This is a genomic window from Leptospira bourretii, from assembly GCF_004770145.1.
Taxonomy (GTDB): domain Bacteria; phylum Spirochaetota; class Leptospiria; order Leptospirales; family Leptospiraceae; genus Leptospira_A; species Leptospira_A bourretii.
The window spans coordinates 52,598-72,033 of sequence record NZ_RQFW01000001.1 but is presented as its reverse complement, the minus strand read 5'-3'; the positions used below and the strand labels follow the sequence as shown (position 1 = coordinate 72,033).

At 39.2% G+C, this 19,436-nt stretch carries 20 protein-coding genes; 9 read left to right on the top strand and 11 right to left on the bottom strand.

Going from position 1 to position 19,436, the window contains the following annotated elements; genetic code table 11:
• The first annotated feature begins 5 nt into the window (after nucleotides 1–5).
• Nucleotides 6–1,076 (top strand): SAM-dependent methyltransferase, encoded by a 1,071-nt coding sequence (locus EHQ47_RS00330; RefSeq protein WP_135776296.1) that lies wholly within the window; start codon nucleotides 6–8, stop codon nucleotides 1,074–1,076.
• Here EHQ47_RS00330 and EHQ47_RS00325 read toward each other — a convergent pair.
• A complete protein-coding gene (locus EHQ47_RS00325; RefSeq protein WP_135776295.1) occupies nucleotides 1,055–2,638 on the bottom strand; it encodes a DEAD/DEAH box helicase in 1,584 nt (527 codons plus the stop codon). The two genes, EHQ47_RS00330 and EHQ47_RS00325, sit on opposite strands and share 22 nt — an antisense overlap.
• Nucleotides 2,639–2,696: 58 nt before the next feature.
• Nucleotides 2,697–4,358, bottom strand: coding sequence for an ATP-binding response regulator (locus EHQ47_RS00320; protein ID WP_135776294.1), 1,662 nt, complete (start codon nucleotides 4,356–4,358; stop codon nucleotides 2,697–2,699).
• Nucleotides 4,359–4,429: 71 nt separating this feature from the next.
• Here EHQ47_RS00320 and msrB point away from each other — a divergent pair, with 71 nt between their 5' ends.
• Nucleotides 4,430–4,975, top strand: coding sequence for a peptide-methionine (R)-S-oxide reductase MsrB (gene msrB / locus EHQ47_RS00315; protein ID WP_135776293.1), 546 nt, complete (start codon nucleotides 4,430–4,432; stop codon nucleotides 4,973–4,975).
• Between the two features lie 54 nt (nucleotides 4,976–5,029).
• Here msrB and EHQ47_RS00310 read toward each other — a convergent pair whose 3' ends face one another.
• The 4 genes from EHQ47_RS00310 to EHQ47_RS00295 form a co-directional block, all read right to left on the bottom strand.
• Complete coding sequence (locus EHQ47_RS00310) at nucleotides 5,030–5,815, bottom strand: hypothetical protein (protein ID WP_135694378.1); 786 nt, start codon at nucleotides 5,813–5,815, stop codon at nucleotides 5,030–5,032.
• 3 nt (nucleotides 5,816–5,818) lie between these two features.
• Nucleotides 5,819–6,025: a hypothetical protein gene (locus tag EHQ47_RS00305; protein ID WP_004787999.1), complete on the bottom strand. Its 207-nt coding sequence runs from the start codon at nucleotides 6,023–6,025 to the stop codon at nucleotides 5,819–5,821.
• A gap of 87 nt (nucleotides 6,026–6,112) precedes the next feature.
• On the bottom strand, nucleotides 6,113–6,661 hold the full coding sequence (locus tag EHQ47_RS00300; RefSeq protein WP_135776292.1) for a hypothetical protein: 549 nt from the start codon (nucleotides 6,659–6,661) through the stop codon (nucleotides 6,113–6,115).
• Entirely contained in the window at nucleotides 6,645–7,709 is a 1,065-nt protein-coding gene (locus EHQ47_RS00295) for a KamA family radical SAM protein (RefSeq protein WP_135776291.1), read from the bottom strand. The genes EHQ47_RS00300 and EHQ47_RS00295 overlap by 17 nt, the downstream gene beginning before the upstream one ends.
• A gap of 68 nt (nucleotides 7,710–7,777) precedes the next feature.
• On the opposite strand from EHQ47_RS00295, the gene efp reads away from it, so the two are divergent.
• The 5 genes from efp to EHQ47_RS00270 are packed head-to-tail and all read left to right on the top strand — an operon-like array spanning nucleotide 7,778 to nucleotide 12,272.
• Nucleotides 7,778–8,344: an elongation factor P gene (efp, locus tag EHQ47_RS00290; protein ID WP_135694383.1), complete on the top strand. Its 567-nt coding sequence runs from the start codon at nucleotides 7,778–7,780 to the stop codon at nucleotides 8,342–8,344.
• 2 nt (nucleotides 8,345–8,346) lie between these two features.
• A complete protein-coding gene (gene mtnB / locus EHQ47_RS00285; RefSeq protein ID WP_135749309.1) occupies nucleotides 8,347–8,967 on the top strand; it encodes a methylthioribulose 1-phosphate dehydratase in 621 nt (206 codons plus the stop codon).
• Nucleotides 8,964–9,698: an SDR family oxidoreductase gene (locus EHQ47_RS00280; RefSeq protein ID WP_135749308.1), complete on the top strand. Its 735-nt coding sequence runs from the start codon at nucleotides 8,964–8,966 to the stop codon at nucleotides 9,696–9,698. Before mtnB ends, EHQ47_RS00280 begins: the two co-directional genes overlap by 4 nt.
• 5 nt (nucleotides 9,699–9,703) lie before the next feature.
• On the top strand, nucleotides 9,704–10,441 hold the full coding sequence (locus tag EHQ47_RS00275) for an SDR family NAD(P)-dependent oxidoreductase (RefSeq protein WP_135749307.1): 738 nt from the start codon (nucleotides 9,704–9,706) through the stop codon (nucleotides 10,439–10,441).
• A gap of 7 nt (nucleotides 10,442–10,448) precedes the next feature.
• Nucleotides 10,449–12,272, top strand: coding sequence for a hypothetical protein (locus EHQ47_RS00270; protein ID WP_135749306.1), 1,824 nt, complete (start codon nucleotides 10,449–10,451; stop codon nucleotides 12,270–12,272).
• Nucleotides 12,273–12,275: 3 nt separating this feature from the next.
• Here the strand turns inward: EHQ47_RS00270 and EHQ47_RS00265 are convergent, their stop codons facing one another.
• From EHQ47_RS00265 to EHQ47_RS00250, 4 genes are all read right to left on the bottom strand, one after another.
• The gene (locus tag EHQ47_RS00265) at nucleotides 12,276–13,235 is read right to left on the bottom strand and encodes a magnesium transporter CorA family protein (RefSeq protein ID WP_135776290.1); all 960 of its coding nucleotides are present in this window, start codon (nucleotides 13,233–13,235) and stop codon (nucleotides 12,276–12,278) included.
• A complete protein-coding gene (locus EHQ47_RS00260) occupies nucleotides 13,236–15,014 on the bottom strand; it encodes a M61 family metallopeptidase (protein WP_135776289.1) in 1,779 nt (592 codons plus the stop codon).
• 301 nt (nucleotides 15,015–15,315) lie between these two features.
• Complete coding sequence (locus EHQ47_RS00255; protein WP_135776288.1) at nucleotides 15,316–17,376, bottom strand: methyl-accepting chemotaxis protein; 2,061 nt, start codon at nucleotides 17,374–17,376, stop codon at nucleotides 15,316–15,318.
• A 66-nt stretch (nucleotides 17,377–17,442) separates the two neighbouring features.
• Entirely contained in the window at nucleotides 17,443–17,787 is a 345-nt protein-coding gene (locus EHQ47_RS00250; RefSeq protein WP_135776287.1) for a VOC family protein, read from the bottom strand.
• A gap of 65 nt (nucleotides 17,788–17,852) precedes the next feature.
• Between EHQ47_RS00250 and EHQ47_RS00245 the strand changes: the two genes are divergently transcribed.
• Nucleotides 17,853–18,131 (top strand): TIGR04454 family lipoprotein, encoded by a 279-nt coding sequence (locus EHQ47_RS00245; RefSeq protein WP_100744950.1) that lies wholly within the window; start codon nucleotides 17,853–17,855, stop codon nucleotides 18,129–18,131.
• A 10-nt stretch (nucleotides 18,132–18,141) separates the two neighbouring features.
• On the opposite strand, the gene EHQ47_RS00240 is transcribed toward EHQ47_RS00245, so the two are convergent.
• Nucleotides 18,142–18,441 (bottom strand): hypothetical protein, encoded by a 300-nt coding sequence (locus EHQ47_RS00240; RefSeq protein WP_135776286.1) that lies wholly within the window; start codon nucleotides 18,439–18,441, stop codon nucleotides 18,142–18,144.
• A 46-nt stretch (nucleotides 18,442–18,487) separates the two neighbouring features.
• Here EHQ47_RS00240 and EHQ47_RS00235 point away from each other — a divergent pair, with 46 nt between their 5' ends.
• Nucleotides 18,488–19,408 carry a DMT family transporter gene (locus EHQ47_RS00235; protein ID WP_135776285.1) on the top strand — a complete coding sequence of 307 codons (921 nt, stop codon included), beginning with the start codon at nucleotides 18,488–18,490 and terminating at the stop codon, nucleotides 19,406–19,408.
• Nucleotides 19,409–19,436: the final 28 nt, after the last annotated feature.

Genomic DNA, 19,436 nt, shown 5'->3' with positions numbered 1-19,436 from the left:
AAAACATGAATTTTACGGATTCTTCAAAGAAAGAAGAGGGCTCTTCTTTTAACATCAACTCACTATTGGAAAAGGATATTTTTCCTGATTGGCTCATTCGGTTTCGCATCCGACAACTTTTGAACCTGCGAATCAAACAAGAGCGAAAAGAAAATGCCACTTCCCAACTCCAACATAAAATGAATTATGTAAACGAGTTAAAAAATTCACCGATTGCCGTACATACAGAGGCAGCTAACGAACAACACTATGAAGTCCCTAGTGATTTTTTTACCTATGTCATGGGACCAAGGATGAAATACTCATCTGGATATTGGCCAACTCTCGATACAAGTTTTGCGGAATCAGAAGAAGAAATGTTACGAATCACTGTGGAGCGGGCAGAGATTAAAAACGGAATGAGAGTTCTCGACTTAGGTTGTGGATGGGGGAGCATCTCTCTCTACATTGCAGAAAAATTTCCGAAATCTAAGGTCACAGGTGTTTCCAATTCTCGTACACAAAAAGAGTTCATAGACAAACGTGCCAAAGAGCGGGGTTTAAAAAATCTCACCATCATCACAAAAGACATGAACGATTTTACCACCAAAGACAAGTTTGATCGGATTGTTTCTGTCGAGATGTTAGAACATATGAAAAACTATGAGAAACTATTTGAAAAACTATCAAAATTTCTTGTGGCAGATGGAAAGTTTTTTGTACATATCTTCACTCATAAAGAGTTTGCCTATCCATTCGAAGTCATTGATGAAACCGATTGGATGGCGAAGTACTTCTTTACTGGTGGGCAGATGCCTTCGGATGATTTGTTTTTATACTTCCAAAAAGATTTTCTCATCGAAAATCACTGGGTTGTGAATGGATCTCATTATGCGAGAACTTCTGAGGCTTGGTATGATAATATGATAGAAAACAAGGATAAACTTTTGCCTATCCTTGCCAGTACTTACGGCGAAAAAGAAAAAACCAAATGGTTTGTGTATTGGAAAGTTTTCTTTCTCGCCTGTGCCGAGTTATGGGGTTATCGAAACGGGGAAGAGTGGTTTGTCAGCCACTACTTGTTTCGAAAACGCTGAGTTTTTTTCCCAGCAGCCTTAACGTAAACGCCACCTTCTTTTTTAGAAGAGGGTGCGCTAGTACGGCGGGAATCCCCACCTCGCTCACTGCGTTCTCCGCGTTCGCTCCTTTCCCCTCTGTCACTATTGGATCTTCCACCACGGTAACCACTGCGACCGCCGCCGGATCCACCGCCATCATCACGACGTCGTCTACCACCAGATCCACCACCAGGAGGCATTTCACTCCATTCCGCAGGTGTTTTTCCGATTTTTTCCGGTCCGCTGATTTTGGTCTTATCAAGCATGGTGGAAAGAAGTTTTAAAGATAAAGAACGTTTGTCGTCTAACTTCAAAAGTTTTTCCAAAACTTCTTCTGCATCCGCATGGATTTCTGTTTCTACCACTTTGTTTAAAAAGTCTTCTTCTCTTCTTGCAAGTACTTCCTTTTTGGTAGGAAGAGCAGCAATGGTCAGATTGGTTCCAGAAGTTCCTTTGAGTCGGATAAGGGCACGAGATTCTCTTGTTGTTACAAGAGTCACTGCCTTTCCTGATTTTCCAGCGCGACCTGTACGACCAATTCTATGTGTATAACTTTCGCTATCAAAAGGAAGGTGGTAGTTGATCACAAGAGACAAATCTTTTACATCAAGACCACGTGCCGCAACGTCAGTTGCTACAAGGATTTTGACTCTGCCATCGTGTAGGCTTTTTAAAACTTGTTCTCTTTGTTTTTGGTTTAGATCTCCGTGGAGTGCTTCTACAGGGTATCCTTTGAAACCAAGGGTTGCTTTTAAATCATCTGCTTCTTTTTTAGTTTTTGTGAAAATGATTGCCTTGTATGGGTTTTCATAATCCAAAATTCGTACAACAGCAATTTCACGTTCAGCTTCATCAATCACGTAGTACACTTGTTCGATGTTCTTCGAAGATTTTTCTGTTGCTGCAATTTTTACATGAGCGGGGTGCGTTTGGTACTTACTTGCCAACTTTTTAATCGGCTCCGGCATAGTTGCGGAGAAAAGTAAAGTTTGTCTTTTGGTTGGCAGTAGGTTAAAGATGGATTCAATATCATCCATAAAGCCCATATCGAGCATTTCATCTGCTTCATCCAAAATCACCATCGAAGGTTTGAAATTTTTAAGTTCCTTTCCTTTCAATAGGTCGAGAAGTCTTCCTGGAGTTGCAACGGCAACTTGGGCACCTTTGGCCACTTGTGTGATTTGTTTAGAATAGGAACTTCCACCGTAAATAGTGGTGGTTTTGATTCCTAAATGTTTTCCCAATTTAAACAATTCATCAGATACTTGCAGAGCAAGTTCACGAGTCGGAGTGAGGACAAGCACTTGCATGCCATCATTCACTTGGATTCGGTTCAAACAGGGGAGTCCGTAAGCTGCAGTTTTTCCGGTACCGGTCTGCGCTTGTGCGATTAAATCTTTTCCTTCCAATACGAGCGGAATCGCTTGTTTTTGGATAGGGCTTGGTGATTCGAAGCCTGCTTCAGTGATTCCTTGTAGTATTTCAGGACGTAATCCGAAGGATTGGAAGTCATTTCCAACTTCGGTGTCATTCTTAGTCATGGAAATAGGATACAATAAAAAAATGGCCTAAAAAAGAAAGGGAAAAATACCTGAAAGGTCAAGGCCTCTTTTTTGCAATTTCCCTAAGGTGGAGGTACAATTCTTCTTTTAAGTAGGGTTTGGGCATAAAATAATCAAAACCCGAAGCCAAAATCAGGTTTTTTTCTTCCGGCATACAAAGCCCTGTGCATGCGAAAAGAACAGGGCGGTTCGTTTTCCCGGAGAGGGATTTTGCAATTTCGGTTCCATGTTTTCCAGGCATCTCAATGTCCAAAAAGGCAATGTCAAATTGGGAATGGTCAAGTTCTCTTTGTGTATCTATTCCGTTATTTGTTTCGGTGATTTCTGTTGGAAGGGATTTGAGGTAACTTCTGAGGACTTTTCGATTCAGTTCATTGTCATCGGCAATCAACACTTTGATAGTTTTATGAAACTCGGGAAGAGTAGTTTCCTGTTTTGGTTTATTTTCAGAAGTGAGATTTTGATTCTCTTCTTTTTTCCAAACAACAGGAACTTGAACATTGAAACTGGAACCTTTGCCAAGTTCTGATTCTACTTCTATACTCCCACCTAACTCTTCTAAGGAGAGTTTTACGATCGACAATCCAAGTCCCGATCCAGAAATTTCGCATCCTTCAGGCAAAAATTCATTGTATTTCTGAAAGAGTTTATTTTTTACTTCGGGAGAAATTCCGGGGCCTGTATCTTTGATATGGATATGTAAAATAGCATTCGATTCTGTTTTGTTTTCTAAATCAACAAAACATTGTACACTTCCCTTAGAAGTAAATTTAACCGCATTGGCAGTTAAATTCCAAATGATCTTTTCTAATTTTCGTTTGTCAGATAAAAGAAAAGTTTGATCGGAAGCATTGTTATTCAACTTAAATTCAATTTTTTTTCGTTTTGTTTCCTGGATAAAAAATAAGTTAAATATTGATAAACATTGTCCCAAATGGAACCACTCATTATTTAAGGAACTTGCTCTTTCCTCTAATCTTGAAAGTTCAATGGTATCATTAACTAAATGTAAAATTACTTCTCCGGCATTTTTGATATGATCCACATAACTAAGAACAGTTGGATTAATTTCTGTATCTCGAATCATTTCGGACATCCCAAGAAGTGAATTCAATGGGTTTCGGATGTCATGGCTAATGGCGGCGATAAAATCTCGTTTTGCGGCTGTGGCTCTTTCGGCAGACCGTTTTTCAATTTCTAATCTGTCCCTGTCTTTACGCATTTGTAACAAACGAACCGTTTGTTTCCCAAGTAACTTCAACATTTGGATTTGTTCTGGGTTCAGTTCTCTCGGTTTGTTATCAATGACACAAAGTGTTCCTAGTTTGATTTGGTCATCTAAAGCCAAGGGAATCCCTGCATAAAAAATAACATTGGGTGCTTCGTCAACCAGAGGGTTGTTTTGGAAACGTACATCTTCCTTTGCGTTGGGTATCAAAAATAAATCATCCCCTAAAATGGCATGGGAACAAAATGCAAGCGACCTAGGAGTTTCTCGTGAGTTCAGCCCATGATGGGATTTGAACCATTGTCTTGTTTCATCGATCAGGCTGACAAGAGAAATGGGAGCATTACAAATCAGGGAAGCAAGTTGTGTGATTTCATCAAACATCTCCTCTTCTGGTGTATCGAGGATTTCTAGCCCTTTTAAAGCCAAAAGGCGTGCTGCCTCATTTTTTGGTAAAGGAGCAATCAGCATACGAAGTTTAGACGAATTTAATTTCGCCTAAAGGAAAGTAAAATTTTGTTTTTCGTTTTAGTCTAATTCCTATGAATCTCTCCCTCTTACGCGGTTTCCTTTTTTTCCCTTTGGCATTTGGTTTGTTGTTTCTTTCCTTTTGTATGGAAACTTCTTCTCACACTCCTAAAAAACCTAATGACCCAGCCCTAAGAAAAAAATTGACCGATTTACAATACCGAGTGACCCAAGAGGACGAAACAGAAACCCCCTTCCAGAATGAATATTGGGACAACCATAAGCCTGGCATCTATGTGGACATTGTTTCCAAAGAGCCACTGTTTAGTTCCAAGGATAAATTTGAATCGGGGACGGGCTGGCCCAGTTTTACAAAACCACTCGTAAAAGAAAACGTAATCGAAATACAAGACAATTCTTATGGGATGATTCGAACGGAAGTGCGATCTAAAAAGGCAAATTCTCATTTGGGCCATGTGTTTGATGATGGGCCAGCACCAACAAACAAACGCTATTGTATGAATTCGGCCTCTATGGAGTTTATTCCCAAAGACAAACTGAAAGAAAGAGGATACGGTTCTTTTCTTTCGGAGTTTACGGAACTAGAAAAAAACAAATAACGCATGGCAGAATCATTTAGATGTGGTCTGCCAAAAACAAATCACCTTAGTTTTTTATGCCCAAAGGTTCATCATAAACTCTTCGTCTTTGCGTAAGGAAATGAGTTTGTATTTGGTTTCATGGATGTCTTCTCTGGAGACATCTCGTTTCCAACGCACATCCACTTTCAATTTACGAACCTTTGTTTGTAATTCCAATAGTTCCCAGATTGAATCCTCCATTTCCTTTCTGTAAAGATTGGTGAATAAGGGAGCCACTTGGTCGGGAGTGTCCATTTTTAAAAGTTCAATATGAGTTAGGTCATGGATATTTTGTAAGGCCCAAATGTGTAAGGTGAGAGTGGTGATCCTTTCTAATTGGGAGATTTCATCCTTGATATTTCTTGTGACCTGTTGTTTGAAAAATCGAATTCTCTTCTCTAAATAAGCAATGAGATCCGATTTGGGGATCTCTCTTTGTTTCCATTTTTCCCAATCGGTTTTTAAATCTTCGAATAGACCTTCTCCATAAAATACAGAAGAGGCTTCCATCAGTTGCAAACTTCCAGGTTCAGAAATTTTAATCCTGTGTCGAAGAGAATCCGCATCTCCTGCAATCATATTCACGGGAGCCACATCTTCTAATTTCTGTAAGGCGCGGGAGATGGAATCAATGAACTGTGACTTCATTTGGTCTGTGGAATGGGCCACCAAATAAAAATTGAGATCAGAATCGGGATGGAAATCCCCCCGTTCTCTGGATCCATAAAAAAGAATTTGGTAGGGTTTTGTCGACGGGATGATTTCTAATTCATCCAAAACTTGTGCATAGAGGTTGGGGTTTAGTGCTTCAAATTCCATAGTTCATTCAAAGTATAATTTCATTCGGGAAAGGTTTTCTAAAATGGCTTTGAAGGCACGGTCACGTTCTTCTTTGCCAGGAAAAGGTAAGGATTTTACATTATTGAGATCTTGGTAAATGATTTCAATGGAAGGTTGGTTGGGATTTTTTTTGATGGAGGCAACGTAATCCAAATTGATAACTTCCGATTCACCTAATTTTAACCACATAAAACTTCTCCCCAAAGCCTAACGGCCACTGCCTATTTGCCTAATCTTTTTTTTGAAAAAAACAGGGCTTTGCCAAAAATAAAAGGCCTAGTATAGTTCTAGAGATTGTTGCACCAACAGGTGGAGTTCTTTTGCCAGCTCTTTGGCGCTGATTTCACTGAGCGTAGTGGTCTCAAAAACGAGTAAAAATCCGTTGTGGATGCCTTCCCAACGAGCATACCGCTTTCCCTCGGGAAGAGAAAACACGAGGACACTGCATTTTTTATTCCCCCAAACAAAATAGGAAACATCGGGATTTTGAACTTCGTCTTTGTAGAAGTAAGGAAATTGGGACTGGTTTTCTCTATCGGTGGAGGACAATCGAATCCATTGGATTTTCCCATCCGTCTCCAAACGAATTTCGTAACTATTTCCTGTTCCAAAAATTGATCCAGACTTGAGGAGTTCAAAATTTTCTTTTGCCACCCAAACGGCATGATAGGTGAGGCGTAGTTCTTTTGTTAGGTTAGATTTTTTCGGTTCGGGTTTTTGTTTTAAAGGTTCTTCTTTATTTTCCAAAAGGATTTGTTTCTCCGATTGGCAGCCCACCATAATCATTAATGAAAAAATAAAAATGATTTTAATGGCCGACTTCATATTCATCTCCTAAATAATTTTGGAAAAGATACCCATCTTTTGTTTTCTTTTGTAGATAGTCTGGAGAAAGAAGGACTTTGCCGCCACCCCCAGTGAGGTCTTTTACATAACTAGGGATTGTGATTCCAGAATGGTAACCTCGCAATTTTCGATAGATTTCAATCCCTCGTTCGATGGGTACAACAAAATCGGAACTCCCAAACACCTCATCACATTGGTGGAGGTAATAAGGTTTGATTCCGATGGAGATTAGTTTATAGTTCAGTTCTGATAAAATTTTTTCGTCATCGTTGATTCCAGATAACAAAACCGATTGGTTAAAAATCGAAATATGCCCCGTTTTTATCATTCGCATAACATACATTTTAGTTTCTTCTGTGATTTCATTTGGATGATTGAAATGGGTCACCATATACAGAGGGAAATGTTTGGCAAACACAGCCGCAAGTTCCTCAGTCAATCGCATGGGCATGGTGACTGGGTGGCGGGAGTGAATCCTCACTTGGTTGAGGTGAGGGATGGATTTTAATTCCCCTAAAAGATAATCAAGGGAAGAATCGGAAAGAGTGAGGGGATCTCCGCCAGACAAAATGATCTCACGAAGTTCCGAATGTCCGCGAAAGTATGCGAGAGCCTTTTCCCATTCGTTTCGATTGGGAGTTTCTTCTGGGTCAGATACTTTTCTTTTTCTTGTACAAAATCGGCAATAAACGGCACATACATGCGAAATGTACCAGATGGCACGGTCAGGATAACGGTGGGTCACCCCTTTGACGGGCATATATCTTTCTTCTGCGAGCGGGTCTTCCACTTCATTGGGATTTTTTTTCAATTCTCCCGCACGAGGGATGACCTGTTTACGGATCGGACAATGGGGATTGTCTTTATCGATTTGTTTTAAATAATAAGGAGTGACAGCAAAACTAAAATCGGCTAGGGCCGGTGCAAAACTTTCCCTCTCTTCTTCGGTAAGAGTCAGTTTTTCTTCCAAATCAGCCAAAGTAGTGATTCGGTTTTGTAATTGCCATTTCCAATCGGACCAAGTCATCGCTTATGACCATACTTCGGTTGACACATGGCCAAGTCCCTCGGATTTTGTTTACGAGTAACGAAATTATGAACTTAGGCATTACAGAAGTAAAAAAAGGAATGATCCTCAAGATTGAAAACGAGCTTTATTCCGTCGTCAAAACCGAGTTTGTGAACCCAGGAAAGGGTTCTGCATTCATCCGTACCAAACTAAAAAACATTGTCCGTGATTCTTCCATTGAAAGAACCTTCAAAGCCGCTGAAAAATTAGAAAGTGTGGATTTGGAACGCCGTAAAATGCAGTACTGTTATGCAGACGGTGACCAAATCATTTTTATGGACGTCAACGATTACGAACAAATCCCAGTTTCTAAAGATTATGTGGAAGACATCCTTCCTTTTATGAAAGAAGAAACTCCAGTAGAAGTATCATTTTATAATGACAAACCAATTGGGGTCACACCTCCTAACTTTGCTATATTGGAAGTAACTTATGCAGAGGATGGTCTCAAAGGAGATACCACTGGTCTGGCACTCAAACGAGTGACAGTGGAAACTGGTGGAGAAGTCCAAGTTCCTATCTTTATCAAACAAGGGGACACTGTTAAAATTGACCTCCGAGATTTGACTTACGTGGAGCGCGTGAACAAATAGATTTGGATTCTCACCCTTCCTTAACGGAACTGACCAAACTTTCCCATACCTATTATGAAAGGCAGTGGATGTATGCCACTGCTGGGAATCTCTCCGCTCGCGATGGAGATAATTTTTGGATCACGGCTTCTGGAAAACATAAGGGAGAACTCACAGACAAAGATTTTGTTTGTGTAGCCGTCAAAGATGGATCTTTGGTTTCTGCAAATGAAGGACTAAAACCCTCAGCAGAAACTAGCATCCATCAGGTGGCATATTCTAAAATGGACGATGCGGGGGCTGCCCTCCATGTCCATACTTTGGATTCTAATTTGTTAGAATTTGGAATTGGGAAAGAAGAAGGTTTTCGAGACGTCCCACTCCCTCCGATTGAAATCATCAAAGCCTTTGGGATTTGGGACGAAAAACCAAACCTCAAGTTTCCTGTTTTTTATAACCACACTCACGTTCCGACCATTGCTTCGGAAATCAAACGTTACTTTGAAACCAAAGGAAAACCGCAAGTTCCCTTTCTCCTCATTGAAGGACACGGTCCCACGGTTTGGGGAAAGTCTGTGGCAGAAGCAAACAAACATTTAGAAGCGGTACATTTTCTTTTGCAAGTGATGGCAAGACGGATATGAAGCAGGATGCCCATGTTTATATTTTTGGAATTGGTTCCGGAATTGGGCAAGGGCTTCACAAACGTTTTTTAGAAGATCCATCGGTTGCTCTTTTTGGTTTTTCTAGAAAGGGAAGTTTGGATCTTTCAGAATTTCCTGACAAGGATCATGGGACTTTTGTTTTGGATGCCAAAAATCCAAATGACTTAGAAAGATTTCAAGTATCCTTAACTTCTAAATATGGATCACAAACAAAGATAGACGCAACCTCTTTGCAGAATACAAATCTCGTTGTTTATTTTGCCTTGGGTGATGGGGTTTTTGGCCCAATTGCTGGTTTAGAAGAAAAGGTCCTTGCCTCGCATTTTCAATTGAATGTTCATTCTCTGATTTTACTTGCAAAGGCCTTTGCTTCCCATTTGCCTTTGTTTCAAAATTCTACCTTTGTATTTTTAGGATCCACTGCAGGAAAACAAGGATTCCCCGAATCCGTGGCCTATTGTGCTTCCAAACATGCGGTTCTTGGAATCGCTCGTGCTCTTCGGGAAGAGTGGAAACCGTTTGGAACGAAGGTGGTCCATGTAAGCCTTGGTGCCGTTGCCACGGATATTTGGGACACGAGACCCCAGTTTGACAAGAATGATATGGTTTCGATTTCGGACATTTCCGAGTATTTGTGGAGTATTTCCCACTTGCCTAAATCTGTCTTTGTAGATGACTTATCCATTACCCCAAGAAAAGGAATCTTATAGTTCCCATGGAATTTAAGGAATCGATTGTACTCGTGACCGGTGGCAGTGGAGGGATTGGAAGAGAAATCGTTCGTACCCTTGTCCTTGCGGGGTTTTCTGTCTGGAATCTCGACAAGGTCAGGCCAAAATCTCCCATCCTCCAAGAGACTTACCGTGAAGTGGATTTAGCAGAAACTCCTTTTGTGGTGGAAAGAAGTCTCAAAAAAATCATAGAAGAGAGTTCTGGTGCTGGTGATCTTTATGGGCTCGTACACAATGCAGGATTTGGTGGACCCTATCACCCCATCACTGATGTCTCTATCGAAGAATGGGAGTCTATTTTCCGAATCAATTTAAATAGTTTATTTCTATTATCCAAGTTTCTTTTGCCAATCTTTCAAAAACAAAATTTTGGAAGGATTGTTGCGATCGCTTCTTCCTTATCCATAGTCGGTTCGGCCAATTCGGTTGCTTATTCTTCCTCCAAACATGGGTTAGTTGGATTTATCCGTTCGGTTGCTGATGAGTGGGGAAAGTTTGGAATCACTGCCAATGCCCTAAGTCCAGGATATGTCGATACAAATATGGGGATCCAAGAAGACCAAGTCAGCGATCATTGGGCTAAAATTATCGATAAAACACCTGTTAGGAGAATTGCGGAACCTTCGGAAATTGCCCGTGTGGTCAATTTCCTTCTTCAAAAAGAATCCGGTTATATCTCTGGATCCAATTGGACTGTCGATGGCGGACTCACCGCCATTTAACAAAAATATGAGAATATCAATTCCGCATGATCATTTTTTACAGCTGACGACTAAGGAAACCTTAGGAAGGTCTTCCGGGATCATCTTACAAAAAGAAGCTCTGTCGATTATGAAGACGGTAGAAATCCAAAGTTCCAGAGAAAATATTGAAGCCGGACATTTATTCCGACCAACCGACTCCAATTTTGAAAAACTAAAAATGGATCGTGAGACGGCACTTGATGCTATGTGGCAACTCATTGACTATGGCCTTACCACTCAACTTTTTGAAATCAAATATGATTCTGATGTGGGTGAATTACGATTTGTAAATTTTCTTGTAGGACTTCCTGGTGGAATGCCTCTGGAAGAGCCATACAAATTACTCATAGCAAGGTCTACTGAACATTTATACCAATACATCCAAGCCAAACGAATTCTAACAGAAGATACATGGCGTAATGTTCTAAACAAATTGGCAGACATCGACTATAAAGAGGAAGATGGGTCTGGTGATGAATTGGATCGAATCTTGGAACCAAAACAGTTCCCCTTACAACCGTCAGCTGAAATGTTGAAACGCTCTCGTGGCCTCATCATTGACGAATTAGAAGCAGATCCCAAAACCATTGTTCTTCCTCATGTGGGTTTTTATTCAGTCCCTGAGATAGAAGCTGCCAATTTTCTACATATTGCAAATGAGTATTTAATGACCAAAGTGGAACCTTTGGCAAAAGCTTTTGATACAGAAATCAGATTGGCCTTTGATCGAATCCTGATTGCAACACCAGTGAGTGGTGGGAATGTAGAACCCAACGAAATTGATTTAATCCGATCCAAAATTGAAATGTTGTATGGGTTTAAGGAAATCCTAAAAGAAAATGGATTTTATCCATTGGTTCACAACTTACGAAAAGTTGCCGAGATGGCAGCGAAGTACGCTGAAATAGAAAAAAAGCGGGAAGTCGACCGACTCCTGAAAGTGTATATGAAGATGTTGGATAGCCAATTCGATTTTGATTCAAGGTTACTCCGCATCAATTTAGAAAAAGATAACGAACATGATACCATTATCATAGATTTACTTAGAAAAAATCCCAAAGTTCTCTCAGCGGAATGGCATGACCAAGACGCAAAAATCGCTGTTTTTGTGAATAATAACCAAAACAATATCAAAGACATCAATCAGCTGATTTTCCAAAACTATCGTTTTACGACCGAACATATTTTATATCTCAAAGCCATCATCGAATTAAACGAAAAAGAGTTAAAACCGTTATTTAAGGATGATGATTTTGTAAAAACATACGGGAAAAATTTACAATCCGTGTATTTTAAATACATTCCTTGGTTCTATAAACTTTTTTACTTTTTGGGTGTGTCACCAATCGTTAATTCTGGTTATGCGAAAGCAAAATCAATCCTTACTTACTCTCAAATGGATCGTCAGTTTTTATATCAAAAACGTAGAGAAAATTTCTTTAAAAAGAAACTTCGAGAACGAGAAGAACGAATTGAAAAGGAACGAAAACAACAACTCAAACGAGCGTTGGTTTCTGCATTAAGCGATGCTTATTTCGAAAAAAATTGTTTACCTTCAGTGGACTGGTTAGGGTCCAATTATCCTGCATTTTCAGCAGAAACCTTGGAAAAAATGATCCCAGATTTTGCTTTTATATCTACTACTGGGAAATCGGTGAAATCAAACTCCATCATTCTTTTTCCAAACTCACCAGAATTTGATTCGCTTAACAAACGTTTGAAGGAACTATTCAATCAGTGGACAAGAGGTGAGTTGGAACCACCAGTGGAAGATCCAGAAATCCTTGTCCAAATTCGTGGACTCATTTGAAAGTTAATACCAACGTTTGATTCGAAAATAAAGTAACATTAGAATTCCTAAAAACCCCATTGATCCCAGTGCGGTAAGAAACCCATATTCCCATTCGAGAGTAGGAATATGGCGGAAATTCATTCCGTAAATTCCTGCAACGAGTGACATCGGTAACATGATGGCAGTCATGATGGTGAGTATCTTCATGATCTCATTGGTTTTGCGAGTAGAAATAGCAATATGGGCTTCAAGTGCTGAGGAAATAGATTCAATGTTACTATCTACAAGTTCTAAAATGCGTAATGAGTGGTCTCGCACATCCCGAAAAAAAGCATCGGCTTCATCGCTAAAAAAACTATTTTTGATTTTTTCTAAGTCTTCTAATACTTCTTCGTTTTGTAACATCCCTTTTTTGATCGAAAGAAGACTTGCCCTCAAACTATAAACATTACTGATATCTAATGATTTTGAATTACCAAAAATTTGATCTTCAAAATGTTCGATTCGTTCTTCGATTTTTTGAGTGATGGCTAACGTATGATCAGTTTCAATATCTAAAATTTTGTGTACGACAAATTCATAGCCACGAGCCAAAATTTTGTTATTCACTTTCCATTGGTCAATGATATCGCCAATACTATCTCGATAATCAAGGGTCAAAGAAATGATTTGGTTTGGGGTTAAAATAAAGTTAAAATTCTTTTGGGTGAGTTGGTTCCTCTCAAAATGGAATCCACGAAATACAAAAAAAATATAGTTGGGAAAAATCTCCAGTTTGATCCGACTGGATGGATTTAAAATATCTTCAATGGTCAATTGATGGATATCATGTTTCTGAAAGAGAAACATAAGTTTTTCTTCATTTTCTGCTGTAATATGAATCCAATGTTTGGGATGTCTATGGGAGAGAGGAAGAGGCCTATCGAGAAGTACTTCTTCTTTACTAGAAGGAGTTAAAATATAATTAAAAAGTGCGGGCATTTAAACAATATTCCTTAAGAAAAATTCTCTTAGTTCTTTTCTGTCATCCGTGCAGTCTTCTGCGAACACAAATTTTCTGGTTTTATAATATCCGGAAGCTGTGATCATAGATTCTTTGATTTTCCCTGCGCGGGAAAGGATGACATGAAATTTTTCTCCAGGCCGTAGATTTTTTTCCAAGTTTTGCAGGGTGGTTTGTGTTGCCCTTTTCCCATTGATGGCAAGGATTTCATCATCTAACATTAGATTCAGCGAGTCCATATCTGATTTGTGGAGGAGTTTCTGAATGTATAAATTCCCATTTTTTTCTTTGGTTTTGAATCCTGTGTCTCCAACAAGATCAGTCTGAATTCTTCGTATTCCAATGATGTCCAAATACAGATCGACTGGAATTGGTTTTGGATATTCCAAATATTCGTTAAATTCTGTTTTTAAATCCACTCCTGTTACATCTTTTACTGTGTCAAAAAACTCTTGTTTGGTGAAGCCTCTCTGTTTCGTTTTGACAAATACTTCATTGAGTTTATGGAAAACATGACGGATGGTTTTCTTTTCTTTGGATTCTTGCAATAAAAAAAGATTCATACATAAGGCAAGGACACCACCCTTTGTGTAATAAGAGACTGTGATGTTATGGCTATTCCCATTTCGTTTGTAATACTTTGTCCATGCTGTGAAAGATGATTCTTCTAAACTCATCCAAGAATCTGCGTCGTTGTCTTCCAAAGCAAAAATATCCGATTGGAGTTTAGAAATATATTCTTCCTTAGAAAGAAATCCTGAATGGAAAAGAAAATAAACGTCATAAAAACTTGTAAACCCTTCGGCAATCCACAACTCACGAGTGAGGTTGGGTTTTTGATAATCAAAGGGGCCAAGGGCAATGGGCCGAATTCGTTTGATATTCCAAAGATGAAAGTATTCGTGGGACAAAAGTTCTAGTAGTCTTTTATACTCTTCTTCATCGGTGATCAGTTCGGGATTAAAATAATTGATGCTGGATGCTCTATGTTCCAGACCTCCATAAGCAGGCAAACTTAAGTTTAATACAAAAAGATAATATGGATTTGGGCTTTCCATCATCCATTCAATTTGTGTTTCTGTAATTCGTTTTAAGTCATCGGCTAATTTGGCTTTGAAATCGAAACTGACGTCCCCCTCTACCAATAATTCGTGTTTGGTGGTGCCTGCTGTAAAGAATACTGAATTTTTTTTACTCAGGTGGAATGGTGAATCAAACAATTCATCAAAATTTTCTGCCCGGAATCGAAAAGGATCTTCAGGATCACGAGTTAAACTAGAATACACATAAGGGAAAAATTCTGAAACTTGGAAGATTACGGAACTAGGTTTTTCTAAATTTCCTTCTGGATATAAAAACAAAGCTGGTGGGTTGATGAATCCAAATTCGGTTTCTAAATAATTTGTCCTTACAGTAAAATCTTCAAAAGCATAGATGATGTATGTGATTTCGAATTCTTGCGGGAGGTTTTTTAATTTCCATCTATGGAGGTCTACCATCTCCCAAAGAACAGGTTCATTTGTTCTTGAATTCCTAACTTCAAATTTATGGAGGTGAGTCCCGTAGTCCCGAATCATATAAGAACCGGGGGTCCAACTAGGCAAACAAAAGATTAATTCCGATTGGTCCGTTTTGACTCGGAGCCGAACTTGAAAATAGTGTTTGAAGAGGTCAAAAATGGAAACTTCAAAATCCAACTGAAGGGAGTTAGACTGGTCGGGTTTGTCTAAAGTTTTTTCTGGTTCTTCTTTTGCCATAGTTACACTATCTTCTTTTATTTTTAGTTTTGATCAAATGTTTTCTTGACGTTATTTCTTTATAGTACTAGAAAAGGCATAGCTAAGGTATAAGCAAAGGAGGTGGTCTTTTTGGAAAGTAGTTGTTACAACAAAAGATTTTTGACTCGCGAGGTGGCTGGGCAATAACGCCTCTAGCTTTGTTGCAAAACCGACCAGACACAGTCTTTCCAAGTTCCGAACGGGTGGTCTCCTTCGGGCTAAATGCAGTCGCTTGGAAAGATCCTTTGTTCTCTTGTGGATTTTACCTGTCCCTTTCTTTTTATAGGTTAAATTTTAATAATATTTCTGACAATTTAGAGCTAATCCCTGTCATGCGAATCGAGTTGTTTGACATGGTTTCCGATTGTTCCGATAGAATTTGGGACCCGTTGGAAATATTGATGGTCATGTTGGAAAGTTCGAAGGTGGCTCTTTTTTGTTCTTCCGTAGACTGTTGGATGGATTCTACTAGAGAAGTAATCTCTTCGATTTCGGCATAAATTTGGTCTGTTTTGGATTTTTGGTCTTGAATGAGAGGAACAATATCCTTTGCTTTTTCGAAAATCACAGAAACTTCTTTGATGATCTCCCGTAACAAGTCGATGAGGTTTGAGACTTGAGTCCCACCGTTTTGAATGGAATCCAAAGCCTCTCCAGATAACGTATTGATTTGTGAAACTGACTCGGCCGCCTGAGAAGCCAGTTTTGAAATTTCTTCCGCCACCACGGCAAATCCTCGGCCTGATTCCCCAGCCCGGGCCGCTTCAATAGCTGCATTTAACGCAAGTAAGCTTGTCTTCTCGGAAATATTGGAGATGACATCTGAAAATTCAGTGATGGCCAAAGATTTTTCTTGGATTTCTTCAATGGCTTTGGATGTGAGGCCTGCCATATTCCGTCCTTCTTCCGCCTTTTGATTTGCGATGACTGCAATTTCTCCAAATGATTCCACTTCTTTTGTGATATTTTGAACGAGAGTCTGGATGGCATGTAGTGAATTGTGAATGGATTTGGAATTGTTTACTGCTTGTTCTACGTTCGTATTGATTGTTTCAGAAGATGCGTTTAATTCTTCAACTGTGGCACTGGCTTCTTCTGAAGAGGCAGCTTGGCTTTGTGCCAAATCAGATAGTTCAATGATGGTGTTTTCCATAAATTTGGATGTTTCTGTTAGATCTGATCCTGAAGTTTGTGCTACACTTAAGATATGTCGAATGCTTTCAGTCATCGAACCGACTGCTTCCACTAAATGACCAATTTCGTCTTTATGATCGTCATTTATTTCTTTGGTTAGGTTCCCGCTGGCTGCCTCTTTTGTGAAGGCGATCAAAGTTTGTAGTCGGCTATCAACCAGTTTGCGGAAGATAATGATATTTGCCAAAGTAGAAAATAAAATTCCAATAATTCCAAGTGCCAATGCGATCCAAAAAATAAATTGGATTTCGTTTGTGATTTTTCCTTGAGGATAAGAAACACGCAGAGCCCAAGGAGCTGTATTTTCAACAAGTTGGATGGGTAAACTAATATGAAAGTATTCGGAATCTGAATAACTTTGTTTCTGTTTGGAAGAAATCGCAAGGTTTACATTAACATCTTCTGAATCTTTCCATTGTGTTTCATTACCTTCTGGATGGAGTCCATTAAAAAGTACATATCCATTACTTGCCACAAGAGTGATTTTTACAGTGCCTTCTAGAATTTTTAAATTTTGAAGATAGGTTCGTATGGTTTCTAAAGAAAGGTCAGCCCCTGCAATTCCTAAGAAGGTTTGGTTTCGTAACACTGGATATACAAGGGAGATCATTGTTACATCTTTTCCATCTACTTTATAATCAAAGGGAGGAATGAGTTCTACCTTCCGATTTTTTTTGGGAAGTTGGTAGAAGTCGGATTCAGGAAGATCAAATCCAACTACAGGTTCAATGATGATTTTCCCGTTGGATTTCACAGAATAGGGAATCATTCGGCCTGAAGAATCATGATATTTTGAATTTCGATAGTTTGTATCTTTGCCATCAAAGGCATTTGGTTCGAATACTACATATGTACCGAGAATGGATTCATTTGAAGCCGTCATCACATTCAAAATTTTGAATACACGATCGCGGTCTAAGATATTTGGTTCTTGTAGAATTTGTTTGAGTAAGTAAGCTTCACCCAGTGGTGCCGAGAGATAGTCACTGACATCGAGGGAAATTTTATCTGCAAGGATTGAAATATTCTCCAAAGCATTTTCTTTGGCATTTTTGTATATGACATAAGAGATTAAAGTGAGGATTACACCTAATGAAAAAAGGGTAATGATGGATGAACCTAGGGCTAACTTTTGTTTGATGCTCATTCTCTTGGGTTTACTTTCCTAAGTGAATGTTACCTTAAGTTTGTGATCTCATTTCTCAACAAATTTCTAATCAAGACGGAGTTTTTCTGGATATTGGCTTACTCCTAATAGATTGGATTCATTATCCAAAAAGTATACAGTATAATCTGTTTGGTTCTGGATTTTGACTTGGTTTAAAAACTGAATCCACTCAGATCTTTTGGTTTCCTCCCATTGGAAAACAAGAGCACGAGGGGACTTTTTTTCACCTTCTTCTAACATCAAAATGATGGATCCAAAATCGATCCAAACGGAACGTACGGCTCCCGTTTCATAAAGGAATTCCTGTAATTTCTTTGCTCCTGGAATTTGGAGGTAAAACTCTGCTAAATTGGAAGGGTTCGGTGTTCCGATGGCAATGTGGTGGATCATTTTTTTGTTTTCAAATCCCTTTCTAAAAAAGAAGCTATCATGAAATCTATGTATCGGAGTTTTTCATGAAAAAATCCCTCATCCTGGCGCTCGCTCTCGGGCTTTTTTTGGCTAATTGTAAATCCAAAGTGTATACCCAAGAAGAGTGTGAGTCTGCTCTCGCTAGCACATTCGCTCAAATTGAAGAAGAAGCTAAAAAGAATCCAGCAGCAGCACCAGTCCTCGCAGGATTACAACAAGGTAAACAAAAAATGATCGACCAGTGTATGGAAGGAAAATTTGATCCTAACTGTTTGAAAAATGCACCAGGTTTTGCTGGCATTATGGGTTGTGTAAAAAAATAATTTTACAAACCTACCGGGAGCGATCGTTCCCGGTTTTTCCATCCTCTAAACTTTCAAACCCACCTGGTTCTGAATAACATCCATGAGATCTGTAGGGACCGTCTTCAAAGAATCGAATTTCTTGTGCATATCGTTTCCCTTCACGTAAACATTGTTTGCAAATGAAAGGTCGAATGGCCCAATCCTCACATTCTTCTGGTCGAAAGCTTGGAAACACTCGAAGGAAAGGTTTCGAAATTTCTTCTTCCGGTGTTGCGAAGAGAACAAAACAAAAAACAAAACTGACCCCGAGAACTAAACTTAGTTTCATTCAATAAAACTATCGGAAAATTCTTCGTTTTTCAGGATGGACTTTAGTGAAAGAAAATGTGAGTACAGAATGGAAAGGGGTGGTACTTGTTCTCATGGGAGCCCTTTTATTTAGTGCAAAAGCCGTAGTTGTCAAATTGACGTACCGTTATGAAATTTCAGCAATTGGGTCTCTTTTTTTCCGAATGTTGTTTGCCTTTCCATTCCTTGTTTGGATCGCCTGGAGGGCGGAGAAAGAAGAGGGAAAAACAGATCTGACCAAAAAGGATGTGGTATACGTTCTTTTGATGGGAGTTGTCGGTTATTATTTAGCGAGCCTCTTTGATTTTCTCGGACTTAAATACATCAGTGCTGGTTTGGAACGTATCATTCTTTTTATTTATCCAACTCTTGTAGTGCTACTTTCGTTTTTGTTTTTAAAAAAGAAAATCCATTTGCGAGAAGTGTTTTCTTTGGTTCTGACATATACAGGTGTATTTTTGGCTTATGGTCAGGACGTTCAATTGGGCTCTGCCAAAGATGTGAGCCTCGGGGCTTTTTTTATTTTACTTTCGGCTCTCACTTATGCGATTTATTTGATGGGCAGTGGCTCCATTATACCAAAGTTAGGTGCCAAAAAATTTACAGCTTGGGCACTTCTTATCTCTTCGTTTGCTGTATTCGTTCATTTTGCAATTTTTGGAACAGCTAAGGAACTAATCCAACCTTTCTCATTTTATGCATTGGCATTCGTTATGGGCACTGTGAACACAGTGGTGCCAGCTATATTTGTTTCCGAAGGAATCAAACGTGTTGGTAGCAAAACAGCTGCTATAGTAGGTTCGGTCGGACCTATGTCGACTCTTTTCCTTGCGTATTGGTTACTTGATGAGCCTATCACTTTGCTACATGGCATTGGTACATTATTCGTACTCACTGGCGTTTTTTGGATCAGTACGGCAAAAAAAGCAAAAGAAGTGTCTGTTTAAGAGAGAATTTTTCTTTCCAATTGTTGAA